At 47.5% G+C, this 18,490-nt stretch carries 19 protein-coding genes; 9 read left to right on the forward strand and 10 right to left on the reverse strand.

From position 1 onward, the window contains the following. Positions 1-17: 17 nt before the first annotated feature. From ATL39_RS12920 to ureA, 5 genes are read right to left on the reverse strand one after another with little or no spacing between them, the layout of a single operon-like run. The gene (locus tag ATL39_RS12920) at positions 18-692 is read right to left on the reverse strand and encodes an urease accessory protein UreF (protein ID WP_170146930.1); all 675 of its coding nucleotides are present in this window, start codon (positions 690-692) and stop codon (positions 18-20) included. Next, positions 682-1,131 carry an urease accessory protein UreE gene (locus ATL39_RS12925; protein ID WP_120193774.1) on the reverse strand — a complete coding sequence of 150 codons (450 nt, stop codon included), beginning with the start codon at positions 1,129-1,131 and terminating at the stop codon, positions 682-684. The genes ATL39_RS12920 and ATL39_RS12925 overlap by 11 nt, the downstream gene beginning before the upstream one ends. Before the next feature lie 18 nt (positions 1,132-1,149). Further along, on the reverse strand, positions 1,150-2,865 hold the full coding sequence (ureC, locus tag ATL39_RS12930; RefSeq protein WP_120193775.1) for an urease subunit alpha: 1,716 nt from the start codon (positions 2,863-2,865) through the stop codon (positions 1,150-1,152). After that, a complete protein-coding gene (locus ATL39_RS12935) occupies positions 2,865-3,227 on the reverse strand; it encodes an urease subunit beta (RefSeq protein ID WP_120193776.1) in 363 nt (120 codons plus the stop codon). The genes ureC and ATL39_RS12935 overlap by 1 nt, the downstream gene beginning before the upstream one ends. A 19-nt stretch (positions 3,228-3,246) precedes the next feature. Continuing rightward, the gene (gene ureA / locus ATL39_RS12940) at positions 3,247-3,549 is read right to left on the reverse strand and encodes an urease subunit gamma (protein WP_120193977.1); all 303 of its coding nucleotides are present in this window, start codon (positions 3,547-3,549) and stop codon (positions 3,247-3,249) included. A gap of 261 nt (positions 3,550-3,810) precedes the next feature. On the opposite strand from ureA, the gene urtA reads away from it, so the two are divergent. Genes urtA through urtE form a run of 5 tightly spaced genes read left to right on the forward strand, consistent with a single transcriptional unit; the run spans position 3,811 to position 8,565 of the window. Continuing rightward, complete coding sequence (gene urtA, locus ATL39_RS12945; protein WP_245960988.1) at positions 3,811-5,115, forward strand: urea ABC transporter substrate-binding protein; 1,305 nt, start codon at positions 3,811-3,813, stop codon at positions 5,113-5,115. 14 nt (positions 5,116-5,129) lie between these two features. Beyond that, on the forward strand, positions 5,130-6,032 hold the full coding sequence (gene urtB / locus ATL39_RS12950) for an urea ABC transporter permease subunit UrtB (RefSeq protein ID WP_120193777.1): 903 nt from the start codon (positions 5,130-5,132) through the stop codon (positions 6,030-6,032). A 20-nt stretch (positions 6,033-6,052) separates the two neighbouring features. Next, positions 6,053-7,141: an urea ABC transporter permease subunit UrtC gene (urtC, locus tag ATL39_RS12955; RefSeq protein ID WP_120193778.1), complete on the forward strand. Its 1,089-nt coding sequence runs from the start codon at positions 6,053-6,055 to the stop codon at positions 7,139-7,141. Next, positions 7,092-7,883 carry an urea ABC transporter ATP-binding protein UrtD gene (gene urtD / locus ATL39_RS12960; RefSeq protein ID WP_245960989.1) on the forward strand — a complete coding sequence of 264 codons (792 nt, stop codon included), beginning with the start codon at positions 7,092-7,094 and terminating at the stop codon, positions 7,881-7,883. The genes urtC and urtD overlap by 50 nt, the downstream gene beginning before the upstream one ends. Further along, positions 7,876-8,565, forward strand: a complete 690-nt coding sequence (gene urtE / locus ATL39_RS12965) for an urea ABC transporter ATP-binding subunit UrtE (protein WP_120193779.1) — start codon at positions 7,876-7,878, stop codon at positions 8,563-8,565. The genes urtD and urtE overlap by 8 nt, the downstream gene beginning before the upstream one ends. A gap of 118 nt (positions 8,566-8,683) precedes the next feature. Here urtE and ggt read toward each other — a convergent pair whose 3' ends face one another. Then, positions 8,684-10,294 carry a gamma-glutamyltransferase gene (ggt, locus tag ATL39_RS12970; RefSeq protein WP_120193780.1) on the reverse strand — a complete coding sequence of 537 codons (1,611 nt, stop codon included), beginning with the start codon at positions 10,292-10,294 and terminating at the stop codon, positions 8,684-8,686. A gap of 16 nt (positions 10,295-10,310) precedes the next feature. Beyond that, a complete protein-coding gene (gene allB / locus ATL39_RS12975; protein WP_120193781.1) occupies positions 10,311-11,657 on the reverse strand; it encodes an allantoinase AllB in 1,347 nt (448 codons plus the stop codon). A gap of 172 nt (positions 11,658-11,829) precedes the next feature. On the opposite strand from allB, the gene ATL39_RS12980 reads away from it, so the two are divergent. The 4 genes from ATL39_RS12980 (at position 11,830) to ATL39_RS12995 (ending at position 15,873) form a co-directional block, all read left to right on the forward strand. Then, positions 11,830-13,452 carry a PucR family transcriptional regulator gene (locus ATL39_RS12980; protein WP_120193782.1) on the forward strand — a complete coding sequence of 541 codons (1,623 nt, stop codon included), beginning with the start codon at positions 11,830-11,832 and terminating at the stop codon, positions 13,450-13,452. Between the two features lie 96 nt (positions 13,453-13,548). Continuing rightward, on the forward strand, positions 13,549-14,139 hold the full coding sequence (gene uraD / locus ATL39_RS12985) for a 2-oxo-4-hydroxy-4-carboxy-5-ureidoimidazoline decarboxylase (RefSeq protein ID WP_170146931.1): 591 nt from the start codon (positions 13,549-13,551) through the stop codon (positions 14,137-14,139). A gap of 28 nt (positions 14,140-14,167) precedes the next feature. Beyond that, the gene (gene uraH, locus ATL39_RS12990) at positions 14,168-14,527 is read left to right on the forward strand and encodes a hydroxyisourate hydrolase (RefSeq protein WP_120193784.1); all 360 of its coding nucleotides are present in this window, start codon (positions 14,168-14,170) and stop codon (positions 14,525-14,527) included. Positions 14,528-14,559: 32 nt separating this feature from the next. Continuing rightward, entirely contained in the window at positions 14,560-15,873 is a 1,314-nt protein-coding gene (locus ATL39_RS12995; protein ID WP_120193785.1) for an NCS2 family permease, read from the forward strand. 79 nt (positions 15,874-15,952) lie between these two features. Here ATL39_RS12995 and ATL39_RS13000 read toward each other — a convergent pair whose 3' ends face one another. From ATL39_RS13000 to ATL39_RS13010, 3 genes are all read right to left on the reverse strand, one after another. Continuing rightward, positions 15,953-16,804 carry a class I SAM-dependent methyltransferase gene (locus tag ATL39_RS13000; protein ID WP_245960990.1) on the reverse strand — a complete coding sequence of 284 codons (852 nt, stop codon included), beginning with the start codon at positions 16,802-16,804 and terminating at the stop codon, positions 15,953-15,955. 72 nt (positions 16,805-16,876) lie between these two features. Beyond that, positions 16,877-17,284 carry an Rrf2 family transcriptional regulator gene (locus ATL39_RS13005; RefSeq protein ID WP_120193787.1) on the reverse strand — a complete coding sequence of 136 codons (408 nt, stop codon included), beginning with the start codon at positions 17,282-17,284 and terminating at the stop codon, positions 16,877-16,879. Between the two features lie 137 nt (positions 17,285-17,421). Beyond that, positions 17,422-18,348: a metal ABC transporter solute-binding protein, Zn/Mn family gene (locus ATL39_RS13010; protein ID WP_120193788.1), complete on the reverse strand. Its 927-nt coding sequence runs from the start codon at positions 18,346-18,348 to the stop codon at positions 17,422-17,424. Between the last annotated feature and the right edge of the window lie 142 nt (positions 18,349-18,490).

The raw sequence follows: 18,490 nt of genomic DNA on the forward strand, positions 1-18,490 counted from the left end.
TTCCATCTCTCCTTTTATTATGAGCTGAATAAACGTACTTTAATATGTTCATGTTCCATCGAAGCAAGTTCTATGCCGACCGCCTGGTTTCGTACGTCTTCAAGAGACAGCTCTTCTACTAAGGCTGCAGCTTTCATTACAGAAGGAAGAAGGGCGGAAATCGTCCGCATGCCGCTTTTCTGCCCCAGAGGAACCGCCCGGACGGCATTGTGCACGAGAGATGTTGTTGTGGAATACAAAAACCCCGTCACGGCTTCCTTTGTCCCTATATTTGTCTGTAGCATATACAGAGCATAGACGACACTGTAGTGCCGCCTCAGCTGATGAGCGGTCATTATTCTCTTCAGCTCCTCGGCCGCTGCCTCTCCTTCTATTGATTCCACCGTCTGCAGAAACTGGCTTCCCATCCGCAGGCTCGCTTCTTTGGTTTCTCTTGCAATTTTCACGGCGTGCGCGACGGCTCCTGCATGAGCAAGGCTTTCTTCAGTACCGTTCATGATTTCCTGAACGATAATCGCATCGCCGTAGACGACATTTTCAAACAAGTAGGATTCACAGAACGCAAGAAGCTCGTCGCCGTTTGTAATCCAGTCCCTCTGAATATAGGTTTCCATTCCAAACGACTGCGTATACGATCCGATCGGAAACGCACTGTCATGAAGCTGCATCAGCTTCAGAAAATCAATGTGCATGCGCATGCCCTTTATATTTGAACGGACGGTCGATCCGTCTCTGTTCCAGCTTATAGGCAGTTCCTGTGTCCTTAAAAATCGTTTCCAGCGTGCTGTCGTATCTCACCGTTATATGATCATCTTCTACAAGACAGGGTGTATGGCGGTTGCCCAGTTCAAAAGCAACCTTCCCCATTTCTGTCATCGAAGCCGGCGTAATCACATACACATCTTCCAAAGTCGTGCGGACGGCAATCTGCAGGTTCTCGTCTTCATAAAGCAGGCCGCCCGTTTCCAGATGCTCTCCCGGCTCCAGGGAAATCGAGAGATCCCGTCCCGCCGCGGTGTCTTTTCTTAAAATACGCTTAGCCAGCTCCTCCCACTCTACTTCCAGCCAGTCCACTTCTTTGGAAGAAGCGTCTTTCTCGTTAAATCGTCCAGCCATTTTTGTGATTTTCATAACAGGTCTCTCCTCTTTTTAAAATAAAAAATACCGCTGGGCCATCGCCACTTCTTTTAAGGGCTCGCACGTCAGTACAACGCCGTCGGCTTTTACCTCATAGGTTTCCGGATCAATTTCAATATTGGGCATCTTATCATTGGCTTTCATATCCTGTTTGCCGATCGTGCGGCAGTTTTTTACATAGGAGATATTCTTCTGGAGGCTGAGCTTCTCTCCAATCCCGTCTTCGTAGGCCGCCTTTGATACAAATGTCAGGCAGGAAGAATACAGGGCACGGCCGAAGCTTGCGAACATCGGGCGCTGAAAGACCGGCTGCGGCGTCGGAATAGAAGCATTCGGATCCCCCATCTGTGCATGCGCAATATGACCGCCTTTCACAATAATTTCCGGTTTGACTCCGAAAAAAGCCGGCTCCCAGAGGACCAGATCGGCCCATTTTCCTGGTTCGACTGATCCAATTTCGTGGCTGATGCCGTGGGCGACAGCCGGATTGATCGTATATTTGGCGACGTATCGTTTCGCACGTTCATTATCATTTTCCTGTGCTTTGTCTTCATCTATAAAACCAAACTGCTTTTTCATTTTATCTGCCGTCTGCCACGTCCGGATAATAACTTCGCCTACCCTTCCCATGGCCTGGGAGTCTGAGGAAATAATACTCATCGCTCCCATATCATGAAGAATGTCTTCTGCGGCGATCGTTTCCGGCCGGATCCGCGAGTCAGCAAACGCCACATCCTCCGGGGAGTTATGATCCAGATGATGGCATACCATGAGCATGTCCAGATGCTCATCAATCGTATTATGCGTAAACGGCCGTGTCGGGTTGGTGGAAGAAGGCAGCACGTTCGGATACCCGGCAATTTTCATAATGTCCGGTGCGTGACCGCCACCTGCCCCTTCCGTGTGATACGTATGAATGACGCGTCCCGCAATCGCATTAATGGTATCTTCGACGAACCCTGCTTCATTCAGCGTATCGGTATGTATCGCTACCTGTACATCCATATCGTCCGCTACGCTCAGCGCTGCATCGATCGCGGCCGGCGTTGTTCCCCAGTCTTCATGAAGCTTCAAGCCGATCGCCCCGGCTTTCACCTGTTCTTCGAGCGGCTCTTTGGACGCTCCATTTCCTTTGCCCAGAAAACCGAGATTAACCGGAAACCCTTCGGCGGCTTCCAGCATGCGGTGAATATTCCACTCGCCCGGCGTACACGTCGTCGCTTTCGTTCCGGTAGCAGGACCGGTACCTCCGCCAAGCATGGTGGTGACTCCTGACGAAATAGCAACATCCACCTGCTGGGGGCTGATAAAGTGAATGTGGGCATCAATTCCTCCCGCTGTTACAATCATACCTTCAGCGGCTATCACTTCTGTGGAAGCTCCTGCAACCAGTTCAGGGTGAACCCCATCCATAATGTCCGGATTCCCACTTTTGCCAATCGCTTTAATGCGCCCGTCTTTAATTCCAATATCGGCTTTATAGATACCCGTGTAGTCTACAATCAGGGCGTTCGTGATCAACACATCCACGACTCCCTGGTCACGCACGGCCCGCGAGCTCTGCCCCATTCCTTCACGCAGGACTTTCCCCCCGCCGAATTTAGCTTCTTCTCCGTATACGGTATGATCCTTTTCCACTTCTATCCAAAGATCGGTATCTGCCAGTCTAACCTGGTCCCCTGTCGTTGGTCCGTACAGACCGGCATAGCTTTTTCTCGAAATATCCATTACCGCTCTCCTCCAAACCCTTTTTTCTCAGCATCTGCCGCCAATTGTTCCGGATCGTCCACCGTTCCATCGGTCAGGCCGTTCAGGCCGTAAACTTCCTTTTTTCCGCCGATTTCCACAAGCTCAACTTCGCGCTCTTCTCCCGGCTCGAACCGCACAGCTGAACCGGAGGAAATATTAAGCCGCATGCCCACCGCCTGTTTCCTATCAAAAGACAGGTTTCGATTCACTTCAAAAAAATGAAAATGCGACCCTGTCTGTACAGGCCGGTCGCCTCGATTCGCTACTCGGATCGTTACGGTGCGCCGGTTTTCGTTAATCGCAACCGGCTCCTCTTTTAATCTGTATTCTCCCGGAATCATGAACAGCATCCTCCTTTTGTTATTGTATAGGCTGATGAACGGTCACAAGCTTAACTCCATCTGGAAATGTCGCTTCGATCTGTACGTTATCGATCATCTCCGGAATGCCCTCCATTACCTCTTCGGATGTAAGGACATGCTTTCCCTCTTTCATCAGCTGGGCTACTGTTTTACCTTCTCTTGCCCCTTCCATTAAAAAAGAACTTAAAATAGCCATCGCTTCCGGATAATTTAATTTGAGTCCTTTTTCCCGGCGCTGTTTTGCCAGTTCAGATGCCATAAAAATTAACAGCTTTTCCTGTTCAGTTGGAGTCAATTTCATTTTTTCACGTCCCCAGACAATTTTCAGAATCATGAGACTTTCTTATACGTCGATATTATACCTATCATCAAATGTTAACTTCAAGCTGTCTGTCAGATTATGTGACACTGTTTATATATGGTGAAAATCACTCCTCGATTTCCTCTTCTTTGTGCAAAGTGTCCAAGTAAATTCTATGTTATGTAATCTGACAGTGATATCCAAACCCCTTCGTATATATGCTACTTTAACAATTACACATGTTAAGGAGGTTTACATACGATGTTATATTCCCCCAAAAAAGCAGTACTTGTTTTCGGTATGACCGCTCTATTAACGGCTGCCGGTTGCTCCAGCCAGGATGAAGCGGCTGTAGAAGACGGTACAGCCAGCGGCGAAGCGTCCACCTCTGCGGAAGGCGGCTCCTCCGAAGAAGAAGCGGTAGAAGTTGATTCCGACCAGATTCCGGTGGGCATTCTCCATTCCCTGAGCGGAACGATGGCCATGAGTGAATCTTCCGTCCGGGACTCTGAGCTGCTTGCTATAGAAGAAATCAATGAAGCAGGCGGCGTCCTCGGCAAAGAACTTGTACCGGTTATTGAAGACGGCGCATCCGACTGGCCGACATTTGCGGAGCGTGCCTCCAAGCTTCTGCAGCAGGATGATGTTCCCGTTATCTTCGGCGGCTGGACATCTGCCAGCCGAAAAGCGATGCTGCCAGTCGTTGAAAACAATAACGGCCTGTTATTTTATCCCGTTCAATATGAAGGAATGGAGTCCTCACCGAACATATTTTATGCAGGTGCTGCTCCCAATCAGCAGATTACTCCTGCGATTGAATGGCTGATGGAAAACAAAGGCGATGATATCTTTCTGCTGGGGTCGGACTATGTGTTTCCCCGCATTGCCAACCAGGCGGTCATTTCCCAGGTGGATGATGCCGGCGGAACGATTGTAAACGAGCAGTATACTCCGCTCGGCCATACAGACTACAATACGATTATTTCCCGTATTAAAGAAGAAGAGCCTGACGTTATTTTCAATACGTTAAATGGAGACAGCAATGTTGCTTTCTTTAAACAGCTGTATGACGCCGGCATTACATCAGAAGATATTCCCGTCCTCAGCGTGTCAGTAGCTGAAGAGGAAATTCAGGGGATCGGCGCTGACGTCCTTGAAGGCCATTATGCCAGCTGGAATTACTATCAGAGTACCGACACTCCGGAAAACGAAGAATTTGTAGAATCCTTTAAAGAGGAATACGGGGAGTCCCGGGTAACGGGTGACCCGATTGAAGCAGGATATTTCATGGTGCATCTATGGGCTAAAGCTGTAGAAGAAGCCGGCACAACAGATGTTGATGCAGTAAGGGAAGCTGCCGGCGGCGTTACCTTTGATGCTCCGGGAGGCCCTGTAGAAATCAACGGAGACAACCAGCACGTCAGTAAGACAGTCCGTATTGGTGAAGTCCAGGAAGACGGCCAGTTTGAAGAAGTGTGGAATTCAGGGGATCCGGTTGTACCCGACCCTTACCTCGAAAACTACGACTGGGCATCCGGCCTAAGCGACGTGCTTACAGACGAATAAAAGGAGGACTCACTGTGGAAGGTATTATTTCTCAACTGTTCAACGGCATCAGCCTCGGGTCTATCCTGCTGCTGATTGCCCTTGGGCTCGCCATTACATTTGGATTAATGAACGTTATTAATATGGCACACGGCGAATTAATTATGATCGGGGCCTACGCAACCTATGTGGTGCAGAGCCTGTTTATCGATTACCTGCCCGAATCCATGTTTAACTGGTATTTTATTTTAGCTGTCCCTGCCGCCTTTTTAACTGCGGCGCTTATCGGCTGGCTGCTCGAATGGACGGTCATCCGCCATTTGTACGGCAGGCCGCTCGACAGCCTGCTTGCTACATTCGGTGCCGGCCTTATTCTGCAGCAGGCCGCCCGCTCTATTTTCGGCGCCCCAAACGTTGGCGTCCAGAGCCCGGCGTTGTTATCCGGCGCTGTAGAAATTTTTTCCATCAGCTTTCCTAAATCACGAATCTTCATTATTCTGCTCGTGACCGCCTGCGTATTGTTTATGTTTTACTACTTTTACAAAACATCCAACGGCAGACGAATCCGTGCCGTAATGCAGAACCGGGATATGGCGTCGAGCGTCGGTATCTCCACGCGCCAGGTCGACTCCACCACCTTTGCGCTCGGGGCAGGATTTGCCGGTATCGCCGGAATGGCACTTACTTTAATTGGCCCGATCGGCCCGACACTTGGTACCGCCTATATTATCGATGCATTTATGGTTGTAGTGGTCGGCGGCGTCGGAATGCTTCTTGGTACCGTTATTGCAGCTCTTGGAATCGGTGTATTTAATACCGGCTTTGAATATTTCACTAATGCGTCTATGGGACGCGTGCTGTTATTTGCCGTTATTATTTTATTTCTGCAGTGGCGCCCAAATGGTTTATTCAACCTGAGTACACGAAAGCTTGATTAATACAAGAACGGAGGGAAGACATGGGATTATCAAAATGGATCGGAACAAAGCAGGGCATTTTTATCGTGCTGCTTGTTCTGTTGGCTGTACTGCCTCTTATACTTAATGATTTTCATACAAATCTGCTCGGCCGCTATCTGGCCTTTGCCATACTCGTCATCGGCCTGGATCTTGTCTGGGGCTATACCGGCATATTAAGCCTTGGCCATGGAATTTTCTTTGGGCTTGGTGCTTACATTATGGCTATCTACGTAACGACTGAATCATCCGGAGGCGCCCTCCCCGACTTTATGATGTGGAGCGGGATGACTGAACTTCCGTTTTTATGGGAACTGCTTTCCAATCCCGTAGCTGCTATTCTTCTTGGAATTCTTCTACCGATGGCTATCGCCTCCCTGCTCGGTTTTTTTACATTTCGGAACCGGATTAAAGGCGTGTACTTCACTATCTTAACGCAGGCGCTTGTGCTCGTAACCGTCACCCTTATTGTCAGCCAGCAGCGCTACACCGGCGGTTCGGATGGGTTAAGCGGTTTAAGCACGATGTTTGGATTTTCTTTATCGAGTCCGCAGACCCAGCTGTTTTTATACTTTCTGACGCTTGTCGTGCTGGCAGCTGTCTTTTACTTCTGCTTCAAGCTGGTGAACAGCCGTTTTGGTAAAGTGCTGATTGCCATACGGGACGGGGAAAACCGTCTTCGTTTTTCCGGCTACAATACCGCTTATTATAAAATGGTGGTATTTACGCTCTCTGCCGGTATTGCCGGACTCGCCGGAATGTTATACGTGCTTCAGATCCGCATTATCACGCCGACGATGATCGATATTATTCCATCCATTGAAATGGCTCTCTGGGTCGCGATAGGTGGACGCGGTACCCTTCTCGGACCGATATTCGGGGCCATTCTTGCCAATGTGGGAACTACCTTTTTCAGTGAAAATTACCCTGAATTATGGACCTATTTTATCGGACTTGTCTTTATTGTCGTTATCGTCTTTCTGCCGGGAGGCCTGATGTCGATTGGAAATAAATTAAAAAGAAAACGGAGGGGATCAGATCATGAAGAAGCAGAACAACAAGCAGGATCAGCCGCTGACAAGCATTCTTAAATGCCGGGACGTTCTTGTGAAATTTGGTGATTTTACCGCACTGGACCGCTTTTCGTTCGGCATGGCCGATAAAGAAATTCACTTTCTTATCGGGCCGAATGGCGCCGGTAAAACGACATTTCTTGATGTGCTCTGCGGATTAACAAAAATGAGCGATGGCAGCATTACTTTCCAGAAAAATTATTCCATTGATGATAAAAAGGAATTTGAAATTGCCAGAAAAGGGATCGGACGGAAATTTCAGGCGCCTTCCATTTTTCCGCACCTTACTGTGCAGGAGAACCTCGAAGTTGCCATGAAGCAGGAAAAAGGCGTCTTTTCCATGCTGCGGGCCAAAATGACTAAAAAACAAAAAGAAAAAATAGACCGTCAGCTGGAGATTATCGGCCTGGCCGGCAAACGCGACATTCTGGCGGGAGGCTTATCGCACGGACAGAAACAGTGGCTTGAAATCGGCATGGTCATGATGCAGGAACCTGAACTTCTCCTGCTTGATGAGCCGATCGCCGGCATGACCGAAGAAGAGGAAGAAAAAACAGGCAGCCTTCTCCGCGAGCTGAAACAGGACTGCTCTCTGATTGTGGTAGAGCATGACATGGATTTTGTAAGGGAGTATGCCGAAAAAGTAACCGTCATGCATGAAGGAACGCTTCTCAGTGAAGGCACCATGGAAGAAATCCAGCAGAACGATAAAGTTCGGGAAGTATACCTCGGCAGCAAAGGAGCCGATGCTCATGCTTAGTGTTGACCGCATTGACGCGGCATATGATGAAAGTACGGTTCTGCGCGGTGTCTCTATTAACGCCAAAAAAAATCAGGTAACCTGCATTCTCGGCCGTAATGGAGTCGGCAAATCGACGTTGATCAAATCGATTATGGGTGTGCTGAAAGTGCAGGAAGGCCGTTTAACGTTTAACGATAAAGACATTACAAAGGCAATACCCGCCAAACGCGCCCGGGCCGGTATGAGCTATGTGCCGCAGGGCCGCGAGATCTTTTCCAGCCTGACCGTGGAGGAAAATCTGCTTCTTGGACTCGAAGCAAATCAGAACAAAAAAACAGATATATTCGAAACCATTTACCGCTATTTCCCTGTGCTCAAAGAAATGAAAAACCGTAAAGGCGGTGATTTGAGCGGCGGTCAGCAGCAGCAGCTTGCGATCGGCCGGGCGCTTGCAGCAGAACCCGCCCTTCTTCTGCTCGATGAACCGGCTGAAGGCATCCAGCCTAACATTGTAGAAGACATTCAGCAGGTTATCATCGATTTGAAACAGAATACAGAAACGGCCATGATACTCGTCGAGCAGAATATCGAGTTCGCCCGTTCCGTCGGAGATTATTTTTATGTAATGGACCGGGGACGGATTATGTTTGAAGGACCCGAGCTTGTGCAGGAAGAGCTTGAACAGTACCTAAGTATTTAAAAACAACTTAAAAAGAGATTCCCGAAAGTATGCGGGAATCTCTTTTTTGTGAAACATACAATATCGCTCTAATAAGTGTACCTGTCAGGCGGCATAACCAGCATAAAAATAGAACCGTTTAATATACCGATATATGCCCATCCGCCCGGGATTCCGTCCCTCCAATGTACACGCCGCTATCTGGATCTCTCCAGATAATCTGCCCGCGGCCAAAACCGGTTTCATCTGCTGCCTTTCGAATATGATGGCCTCTGCGCTCCAGCGCCTGTGCAATATGATCAGGAAATAACGGTTCAATTTCAATCGTCTTCCTTTCCGACCACCTCCACCTCGGAGCATCCAGCGCCGCCTGCGGGTTCAGACCGAAATCAATGCTGCTTGTGAGCACCTGCAGATGTCCCTGCGGCTGCATGAATCCTCCCATTACGCCGAATGCCCCTGCTGCCCGGCCGTCTTTTGTTAAAAAGCCGGGAATGATCGTATGATAGGTTCGTTTGGCGGGTCCCGCTGCATTTACCGCGTTTTCATCCATACTGAAGTTGCGCCCTCGGTTCTGCAGGTTAATCCCCGTGCCGGGAACAACAAGTCCGGACCCAAAATCCATATAGTTGCTTTGAATATAGGACACCATATTTCCCTCTTTATCTGCGGCCGCCAGATAAACTGTGCCCCCCTTTTGAGGCTTTCCGGGTTTCGGAAGCATTGCTTCTTCTCCAATCAAGGTTCTCCGCTCTGCCGCATATTCTTTGGAAAGCAGTTCTTCCACCGTTACTTTCATATCTTTCGGATCTGTAATGTAGTGCAGGCCGTCCGTGTACCCGAGCTTCATTGCCTCCATTAATGCATGATAGGTATCCGTCGATTCTTTTCCCTTCAATTTCATATCTTCGAGAATATTCAGTGCGAGAAGCGTATTCAGTCCATGCCCGTTCGGCGGAATTTCCCAGACGTCATACCCTTTATAGGAAACAGAAATCGGCTTCACCCAGTCTGCCTGGAAATTTTTTAAATCTTCTGCTGCAATCCATCCCCCGTGCTGTTTTGAAAAGGCATCCACCTTCGCGGCAAGCTCCCCCTCATAAAAAGAGGCGGCTTTTGTGGCGGCAATATCACGAAGCGTGCCGGCATGATCCGGAAACGTCCATATATCTCCTGCTTTGGGGGCCTGTCCATTTTTCGTAAAAACGCGGAACCACTCTTCAAATTCAGCTCCCTTTAATGTATCGCTGAATAGCTGAACCCCGCGTTTCCAGTACTTCGCCACCGCTGCGCTGACAGGAAATCCTTCTTCCGCAAGCTTTACTGCCGGCGCCAGCACCTCTTCAAGCGGCAGTACACCAAATGCTTCGGAAAGTTCAGCCCATGCGCCGGGTGCTCCCGGAACGGTTACCGGAATAAACCCATGGTCCGGCACATCCGTGAGCCCTTTTTCTTTCAGTTTTTCCAAAGTAAACGCCTTGGGTGAGCGTCCGCTGGCGTTTAACCCGTACAGCTTTTCCTTCATCCAGACAAGCGCAAACGCATCCCCGCCTATCCCGTTGGAGGTTGGCTCCACTACCGTAAGAGCAGCAGCGGCGGCAATGGCCGCATCTACGGCGTTGCCTCCTTTTTCAAGCATCTGCCTGCCGCAGTCAGCAGCCTGCGGCTGCGATGCGGCCACCATTCCATTTTTTGCGTAGATTGGAAGTCTTGCCGTTCGATAAGGCTGATACAGCTCATCATATATCATCTTTTATTTCCTCCTTTTATTGCTGCGGCTGCGTCCATCTCCCGATCCTTTTTACCGGTTTTCCCGCGGCTGAAAAAATGGTTTCCCCCCGAAGAAAAGTTTGTTCAATGGAAGCGGAAAAAGTCATTCCTTCATAAACACTGTGTTTGTTTTTCATATACATGTTTTCTTTTGTGACAGTAAAGCTTTTATTCATGTCCACAAGCACAAGGTCCGCATCTTTTCCTTCCTTTATCTCTCCTTTGCTGCCGGAAAGGCCGAAGCGCTCTGCCGGAGCTCCTGAGAGCCACTGTGCTGTCCTCGGAAACTTTATGCCATGAGCGGCGGCGAGTTCCAGCACGGCGAGAAACGTATACTGCCCTCCGCTGATTCCGCCCCACGCCGCAAACATGTCATCTGTATCTTTCATGTCAGATGGACAAGGAGAATGATCGGAGGATACCATATCAATTTTCCCGTCAAGCAGCGCCTCGATAAGCTTCTGTTTCTGCTCGTTGGAACGAAGAGGCGGTGCGCATTTTGCAGCAGCTCCCTTTTCAACGAGCGTATCTTCCGTAAACAATAAGTAATGCGGGCATGTTTCCAGCGTCACATCTACTCCCGCCAGCCGGGCTTCCTGAATACGTTCCACTGCCTCTGCTGTACTGATATGAACAAAGTGAAGCGGGCATTTTGTTACTTTTGCATAGGAGATCGCCCGGTTCACTGCCTCTACTTCCGCTTCCTCCGGCCGGCTTCTTGAAAAAGAAACCGCGTCTGTATGTTCGCTGTATCGCTGCTCCATGCCTTTTACGATCACAGCACTTTCCGAATGGAGAGCCAGCAGTTTTCCCGTTGGGGCAATCTTCTGCATGCCATTAAAAAGGGTATGGTCATCCGAGCGTTCAAACTCTTTATTTCCCGTGGGTGACATAAACGCTTTGAATCCTACTACTCCTTCAGCTGCGAGGGTCTCCAGCTCTTCTTCGTTTCCGGGCACAAGACCTCCCCATAAACCGAAATCTGCGATTGATTTCCGGCTGCCCGTTTCTGCTTTTTCTTTCAGTGCCTCTACCGTAACAGTAGAAGGAATGCCGTTTAACGGCATATCAAAATATGTAGTCATTCCCCCGGCAGCCATCATGGCCGATCCCGTTTCAAACCCTTCCCAATGCTCACGGCCTGGTTCGCTGAAATGGGCATGTACATCAATGCCCCCCGGAAAGACGTAAAGTCCCTGCGCATCGACTTCGGAATCAGCTGTCCCGGCGATAGAAGAATGAACCTTTTCGATGAGCCCGTTCTTAATGGCGACATCCGCAGTGACGACCGTTTCCTTCAAAACAACCCGGCCTTTCCGGATGATTACATCATAATTATCCATCAATTACCTCTCCTTATCTGTTTTCATGTCAGCTTTCTTCACAATGATTGTATATGCTTTTCATTTTACTGGTAATATGACAATTAATCATTAGCAATTCCAGCAATTTCTTTCTCTATTATTGGCTATAGTGACTAAATTCGTGTTCGAAGAATAGAAAGGACGATACAGCTTGAAAATAGAACATTTATTTCAGACTCCGCTGCTTAAAGAAGCTTCTATTCTTGCCGGCCGGAATGGCCAGGATCGGTCCATCACCAATGTCAGCATGATGGATGCGCCGGATATCGGGGAGTACTTAAATGAGCATGACCTGCTCGTAACCACCGCTTATCATTTTAAAGACGACCCGGCTATGCTTACAGACCTTATTAAACATATGAACGAAAAAGGCTGTGCCGGCATCGGTATTAAAACAAAACGCTTTCTGCATGAAGTACCTGAAGAAGCCGTGGCGCTCGCTGATGTGCTTGATTTCCCGATCATTGATCTGCCCGCCCACATCAGCCTGAGCACTATTGCAGCACACCTTCTCAGCAGTATGCTTGATACGCGCACTACGGAACTGCAAAAAGCTATTTCCGCCCATCAGACCTTCACCCGTCATATTATCAGCGGGAAAGACCTGCAGAGCCTTATTGTAAGCGTGGCGGCGACAGTAAATCAGCCGGTGTTCATGCTCGACCACCATGCCAGGCTTATTTCTGCTTCCGAGCCGATGCCTGAAGTGATTGATTCTTTTACCGCATTATACAAAATGAATTTTTTATTCTTTCTCGAAAATACGACGCATACTACTTTTTCCCTGCTTTCCCCGCCCTGCACGCAAATTACGCTGTTTCCCATCTATACTCATGAATCAACATGCAGCTACCTTGCTGTTGCCGGAAAAGCAGACAGCTTCAGCAGTGAACTTATTCTTACAATGGAACAGGCCGCCAACGTTATCGCTTTCGAACGTCTAAAGGAAAACGCATTGAAGCAGCATCAGCAGAAAGCCAGAAATGAATTTTTTATTAATTACTTAGAAGGCGCTTTTACAACAAAAGAAGAAATTATTAACCGGGCCAAGGAATTCAACCTTCCGAACGAAGGAAAATATATATGCGTCGTAGGTAAAGTGGACCGGGAGGAAAAATGGAGAAGCTTTACCCAGTCCCAGCTGGAAACGAGCGAGGTTTTTGACTTCATTGAAGGAGAACTGCCCGACTTTCCATTTCCCCCCCACTTGTTTATAAAAGGAGAAATGCTGATCGTACTGCTTCAGGCCGACGAGCATACCGGAGAAGCCGTTACTTCTATTACCAGTGTACTCAGATCTCTTCAACGGGAAACAAAAAGCTATTTCCAGCGCACGATCTCGTTTGGAATCAGCAATATCACCCATCAGTTTCTTGATGTCGATACAGCTTTCCGCGAAGCAAGAGATGCCCTGCAGACCGGCCAGCTTTCCGGCGTGCCGGCGTCCGTTCAGGCCTATCAGACAAAGGACGTGGCAGAACTGCTCCGCGTTATTCCTGTCGATGATTTAAAAGAATTTTATATTCACACGATGCAGCAGCTTGGGCAGGCAGGAAACGATGATCCTACCCTCCTTTACACCCTCGCTGTTTATCTGGAAACCCACTGTCATATTTCCGAGACGGCTAAACGGCTTTACGTCCACCGCAATACCGTTATTTACAGGCTGGAGAAATGCGAAGAGCTGATCGGCAAGAGCCTTAAAGACCCGGAAATCACGCTGCGCCTCCGTCTCGCACTTCGGATTAGAGCATCTCTTTCCATGGTCGAATGATGGGAAGATAATCTACAATTTTTTGTAAAAACCACCTATTATTTTTATATTATTCAGTTATTTAAACCAATGACTTGGAAGGATTTATCAATTACGATGAATTTATATCACGAAAAACAGCAGCCGGACCGGCGGACACTTACTGCACAAGGAGGCAGAAAAGCGATGTATACTCTTCAGGAGCTAAATGATATGACAGAACACGATTTCACCAATTCGTTAAAGGATATTTATGAACACTCGCCGTGGGTGGCTGAAAAGGCTGCGATCCATCGTCCTTTTTTCAGCCGGAATGATCTTCACAGCGCCATGGTACAGCAGGTCAGAAAAGCGTCTCCCGAAGAACAGACAAACCTTATCTGCGCACATCCAGTACTCGGCACATCCAAACCGATGAGCAGCTCCTCTGTTTCAGAACAGGAAGGTGCAGGTCTCCAGCATTTAACGGAAGAAGAACAGCAGCGTTTTGATGAATTAAATGCGCTGTATATGGAAAAATTTGAGTTCCCCTTCATTTATGCTGTAAAAAATAAAACCAAACGTGATATTTATGAGTCACTGGAAGCCCGGATAGAGCTCACCAAAGAGCAGGAAAGAGAACAGGCATTGGAAGAAATATTTAAAATTGCCAACTTTCGGCTGGATGCCCTTCTAATAGAAGAAAAAGAAGAACGTCTGTCCCATTAACTTTTGATTTTCAGAAAGGAGAATCGTACTGATGGCACTAACTACTCACATTCTAGATATCGCCCACGGCCGCCCGGCAGCTTCCGTCCAGGTGCAGCTGTTCTCTATTGATGAAGCTGGTACCCGTACCCAGCTGCGTGAGGATTGGACAAATGACGATGGCAGGCTGAATGTGCCCATGCTCCATGCAGATCAGCTTAAAGCCGGTGAATATGAAATGCTGTTTTTTATTGGAAATTACTTTGCATCTATAGAACAAGCCCCGGCAGACGAACCTCGTTTCCTGCAGCATGTCTGCATAAGATTCGGCATCTCTGCACCTGAGGAGCATTATCACATACCGCTCCTTATTTCTCCCTGGGGCTACCAGACCTACCGGGGCAGCTGATACTTTATCGTCGAAGAAGGAGAGAACCATAGATGAAGAATTATTTTTCTTTTGAAGCCCTACATACTAATTACCGTAAAGAAAGCATTGCAGGCGTGACCACTTTCCTGTCGATGGCATATATTTTATTTGTTAATCCGATGATTCTCAGTGATGCAGGAATGGATGAAGGAGCCGTTTTTACAGCCACCGCGCTTGCTGCGGCTCTTGGTACCATTATCATGGGTATTCTGGCTAAATATCCAATTGCCCTTGCGCCCGGCATGGGATTGAACGCTTTTTTCTCCTACACTGTCGTGCTGGGGCTGGGCATTGACTGGCAGATTGCTTTATTTGGAGTGTTTATGTCCGGTATTGTGTTTATGGCTATCACCATGTTTGGAGTTAGGGAAAAAGTCATCAACGCTATTCCCGCCCAGCTGAAATATGCTGTTGGGGCCGGTATTGGATTGTTTATTGCTTTTATCGGCCTGAAAAATGCCGGAATTGTCGTTGCAGATGAATCGACTGTAGTAGGTCTCGGTTCCATTACCGAACCGACAGTACTGCTCGCCTGCTTCGGTCTTGTCGTCACTGTCATTCTAATGGTTCTCAAAGTATACGGCGGGATTTTCTTCGGCATGATTCTTACATCGATTGCCGGCATGGCAGCAGGTCTTATTGCATTCCCATCCGCAGTCATATCTCCTGCCCCAAGCCTGGCGCCCACGTTTGGAGCGGCTTTCACACAGCTTGGGAGCCTGGATTGGACAACAGCTGTCATTGTTCAGCTTATTATCGTCATCTTAACGTTTTTATTTGTCGATTTTTTTGACACGGCCGGAACCTTGTATGCCGTGGCCAACCAGGCAGGTTTTATAAAAGATAACAAGCTTCCGCGGGCGGGCAAAGCCCTTCTGTCTGACTCATCCGCTACGGCAATAGGCGCTGTTCTTGGTACCTCAACGACGACTGCTTATATTGAATCTTCATCCGGAGTAGCAGCAGGCGGCCGGACAGGCTTTACGTCTATCGTTACGGCGGGATGCTTTTTAGCGGCCCTGTTTTTCTCCCCCCTTCTGGCAGTCGTAACAGAAGAGGTAACAGCTGCTGCCTTAATTATGGTAGGAGTGCTTATGGCTTCCTCCCTCCGCTTTATTGAATGGGACAAGCTCGAAATAGCCGTCCCGGCTTTTCTGACTATTGTTGCGATGCCCCTGACATACAGCATCGCTACCGGTATCGCCTTTGGCTTTATCTTTTATCCCATTACCATGCTTTTAAGCGGACGCCGCAAAGAAATACACCCTGTAATGTATGTGCTGCTTTTCGTTTTTCTCGCCTACTTTTTCTTTTTAAGCGAATAATACAGGTAGAAAAACAAACAGGCTGTTGAGAATGTTGTTTCTCAGCAGCCTGTTTGTTTCCATTCTGTCATTGTATACATTAGAGATGAATCAGCACTTTGCCGAATTTACCTCCTGTTGTTACCGGTACGTCTTTTCCATACATATCGTTTAAGTACTCAACAGCTTCTTGGATCTGATCGTTATTTAACGAAATGTTGTAATCAGTAAACCACGCATTTATATTATTTCCAACTTCGTCTAAGCTCATGCTGGTCGTTTTTTGATGACGTTCAATTAATGACTGATACGAATAATCATTTACATAAAGCAGCTGCAGTAAATAATACATATCCGTAGAAATACTTTCGCCCTCTACTTCCAGCACCGGCATTAATTCTTCAACCAACTTATTTTCTTTAGCCCCTGCCATCAGGCTGATATAGACATATTTATCTGCGCAGCTGATTGCTTTTTCTACGGCTTTCCAACTCGTAAGAGCCGGACACATAGAGGCAAACACCAGGTCAAACGTACCGTATTTATCCAATTCCACTTCTTCAAATGATTGATTGATAATGTTTAGATTAACTGCATGATGCTCCGCATTTTCTTCCAGCATACTTGTTAGCATCGAAGAGGGTTCCAGTGAATGGACGCCGGCACCTTTTTTTGAAAAAGGAATGCTGAAAACACCTGAAGCAGCCCCGACATCCAAAATAGATAAATGTTCAAAAGAACCCGTCTGCTGTTCGATCCATGTGATGATCCGTTTCGTGCGTTTTATTCCCCCGGCACTAAAAGAATCTGCATTAAATTTTTCTGCCCAATTTTCAAAACCTTTGGATTGATACGAGCCCTGCCCCGCTTTTTCCATCTTTTTAATCGCAGTATTCGGATCATTCTGCCACGCCTGTTCCCAATAATCCTTGGTGAACAATGGTTTATTCATTATCTTCTTCCTTTCTATTACAACTATAAAAGAGTCATGATGTATGTGATCAGCCTAAAAATAAAGACTGTCTTATTTAGGAACAGCCTCTTTATTCTTTATTAAATCTGCTATTGTTGTCTGTCTTAGTTCATCTTCCATTTTCAACTCTGCTGTGGACATCACCTGTTCAATGGCACATCCTTCTCCATGGTTAAAGTGGCAGTCAAACAGCGAAGATTTCCCTTCGATTGCATGAATAATATCGAGAAAAGAAATAGATTCCCATTCACGTGGTAACGAGTAACCGCCATGAGCGCCCGATGCAGAAACCACGAGCCTTTCTTTTACTAACTTCGTCAATATTTTCGATAAATACGTTGGAGACACGGATTGTTGTTCCGCCAGCTGCTGGACTCCTACAGGCTTGTCCACTTCAGAAGTCACAGCCAGATGGAGCATAGTGTGCAGTGCATAATTGGTTCCTTTAGAAAACTTCAACTGCTTCACCTACTTTTAATAATAAAGATATCATAGATTCATTTTATCTTTTATAAATTTTTCTGTCAATTGATATCGATGGCCTGCTGTTAAAATACATGTGCACATGTTCTTTTCAGGAGCCAAAGAGAATCTTTCTACTGAAGCGAACCGGCGATTGTATCTATATTATGACGGAACATTCCTTCGTAGGTTCCTTCTTCTGTTCCTGCGTCTCCCATCGCATCCGAATACAATTCGCCTCCGACCTCCACTTCATGATCCTGCCGGGCGGCTCCTTCTATAATGGCATTAATAGAACGTCCGGACACGCTGGATTCTACAAACACAGCACCTATTTCCCGCTCTACAAGCAGATTCACAATGTTATCTACATCCCGCACGCTGTACTCCGAATCCGTACTCAGCCCCTGCAGTCCTTCTACTTCCAAATCATAGGCGCTGCCGAAATACCCGAAGGCGTCATGAGCTGTAACGAGAACCCTGCTTTCATCCGGTATCCTGCCCAGCTCTTCTTCTGCATACGTGTCAAGCTCTGTCAGCATGTTCTTATATGCCTCTCCCTGCTGCTCATAGTATTCACCGTTCTCTGTATTCAGCGAAGACAGCTCTTCTGTTACAGCGTCCGCCGTGTAGCTCCACATGTCCGGATCAAACCAGACGTGCGGATCCGTGGAATCACTGTCTGCTTCGGTCTGCAGCATATCTTCTGGAATATTCTCCGCTACGGGCACAGCGGTTGTTTCACTTCCTACATTATCAAACACTTCCTGCATGTTCCCTTCCAGATTCAATCCATTGTAAAAAATAATATCGGCATTCGCCAGTTTGCCTATATCTTCCTGGGTCGGTTGATACAGGTGAGGATCCACCCCCGGTCCCATTAACGTTTCCACTTCTACGTATTCGCCGCCGATGTCGTTAACCATGTCCCCGACTTGAGAGGTAGTTGCAAGAATCCGCAGTGGTTCCTCTTCGCTTACCGAAGTAGTCTCTTCGGTGCCACAGGCCGCCAATATCCCCGTCAATGCAGCAATACAAATTCCGAATCCGGCTTTTTTCAACTTGCTTCCTCCTATGTTTTGCCTATGGGCAAATCTTATAGTAAAAAAATATAATTTAGCTAAAGTCTAAAATGTTTCCTTAAGGAAAGAATAGACTATTTTTTATTTTTCGTCAATTATCTTTCCATCTGCCCAAATAAAA

The organism is Sinobaca qinghaiensis (assembly GCF_003610495.1).
GTDB classification, from domain to species: domain Bacteria; phylum Bacillota; class Bacilli; order Bacillales; family Marinococcaceae; genus Sinobaca; species Sinobaca qinghaiensis.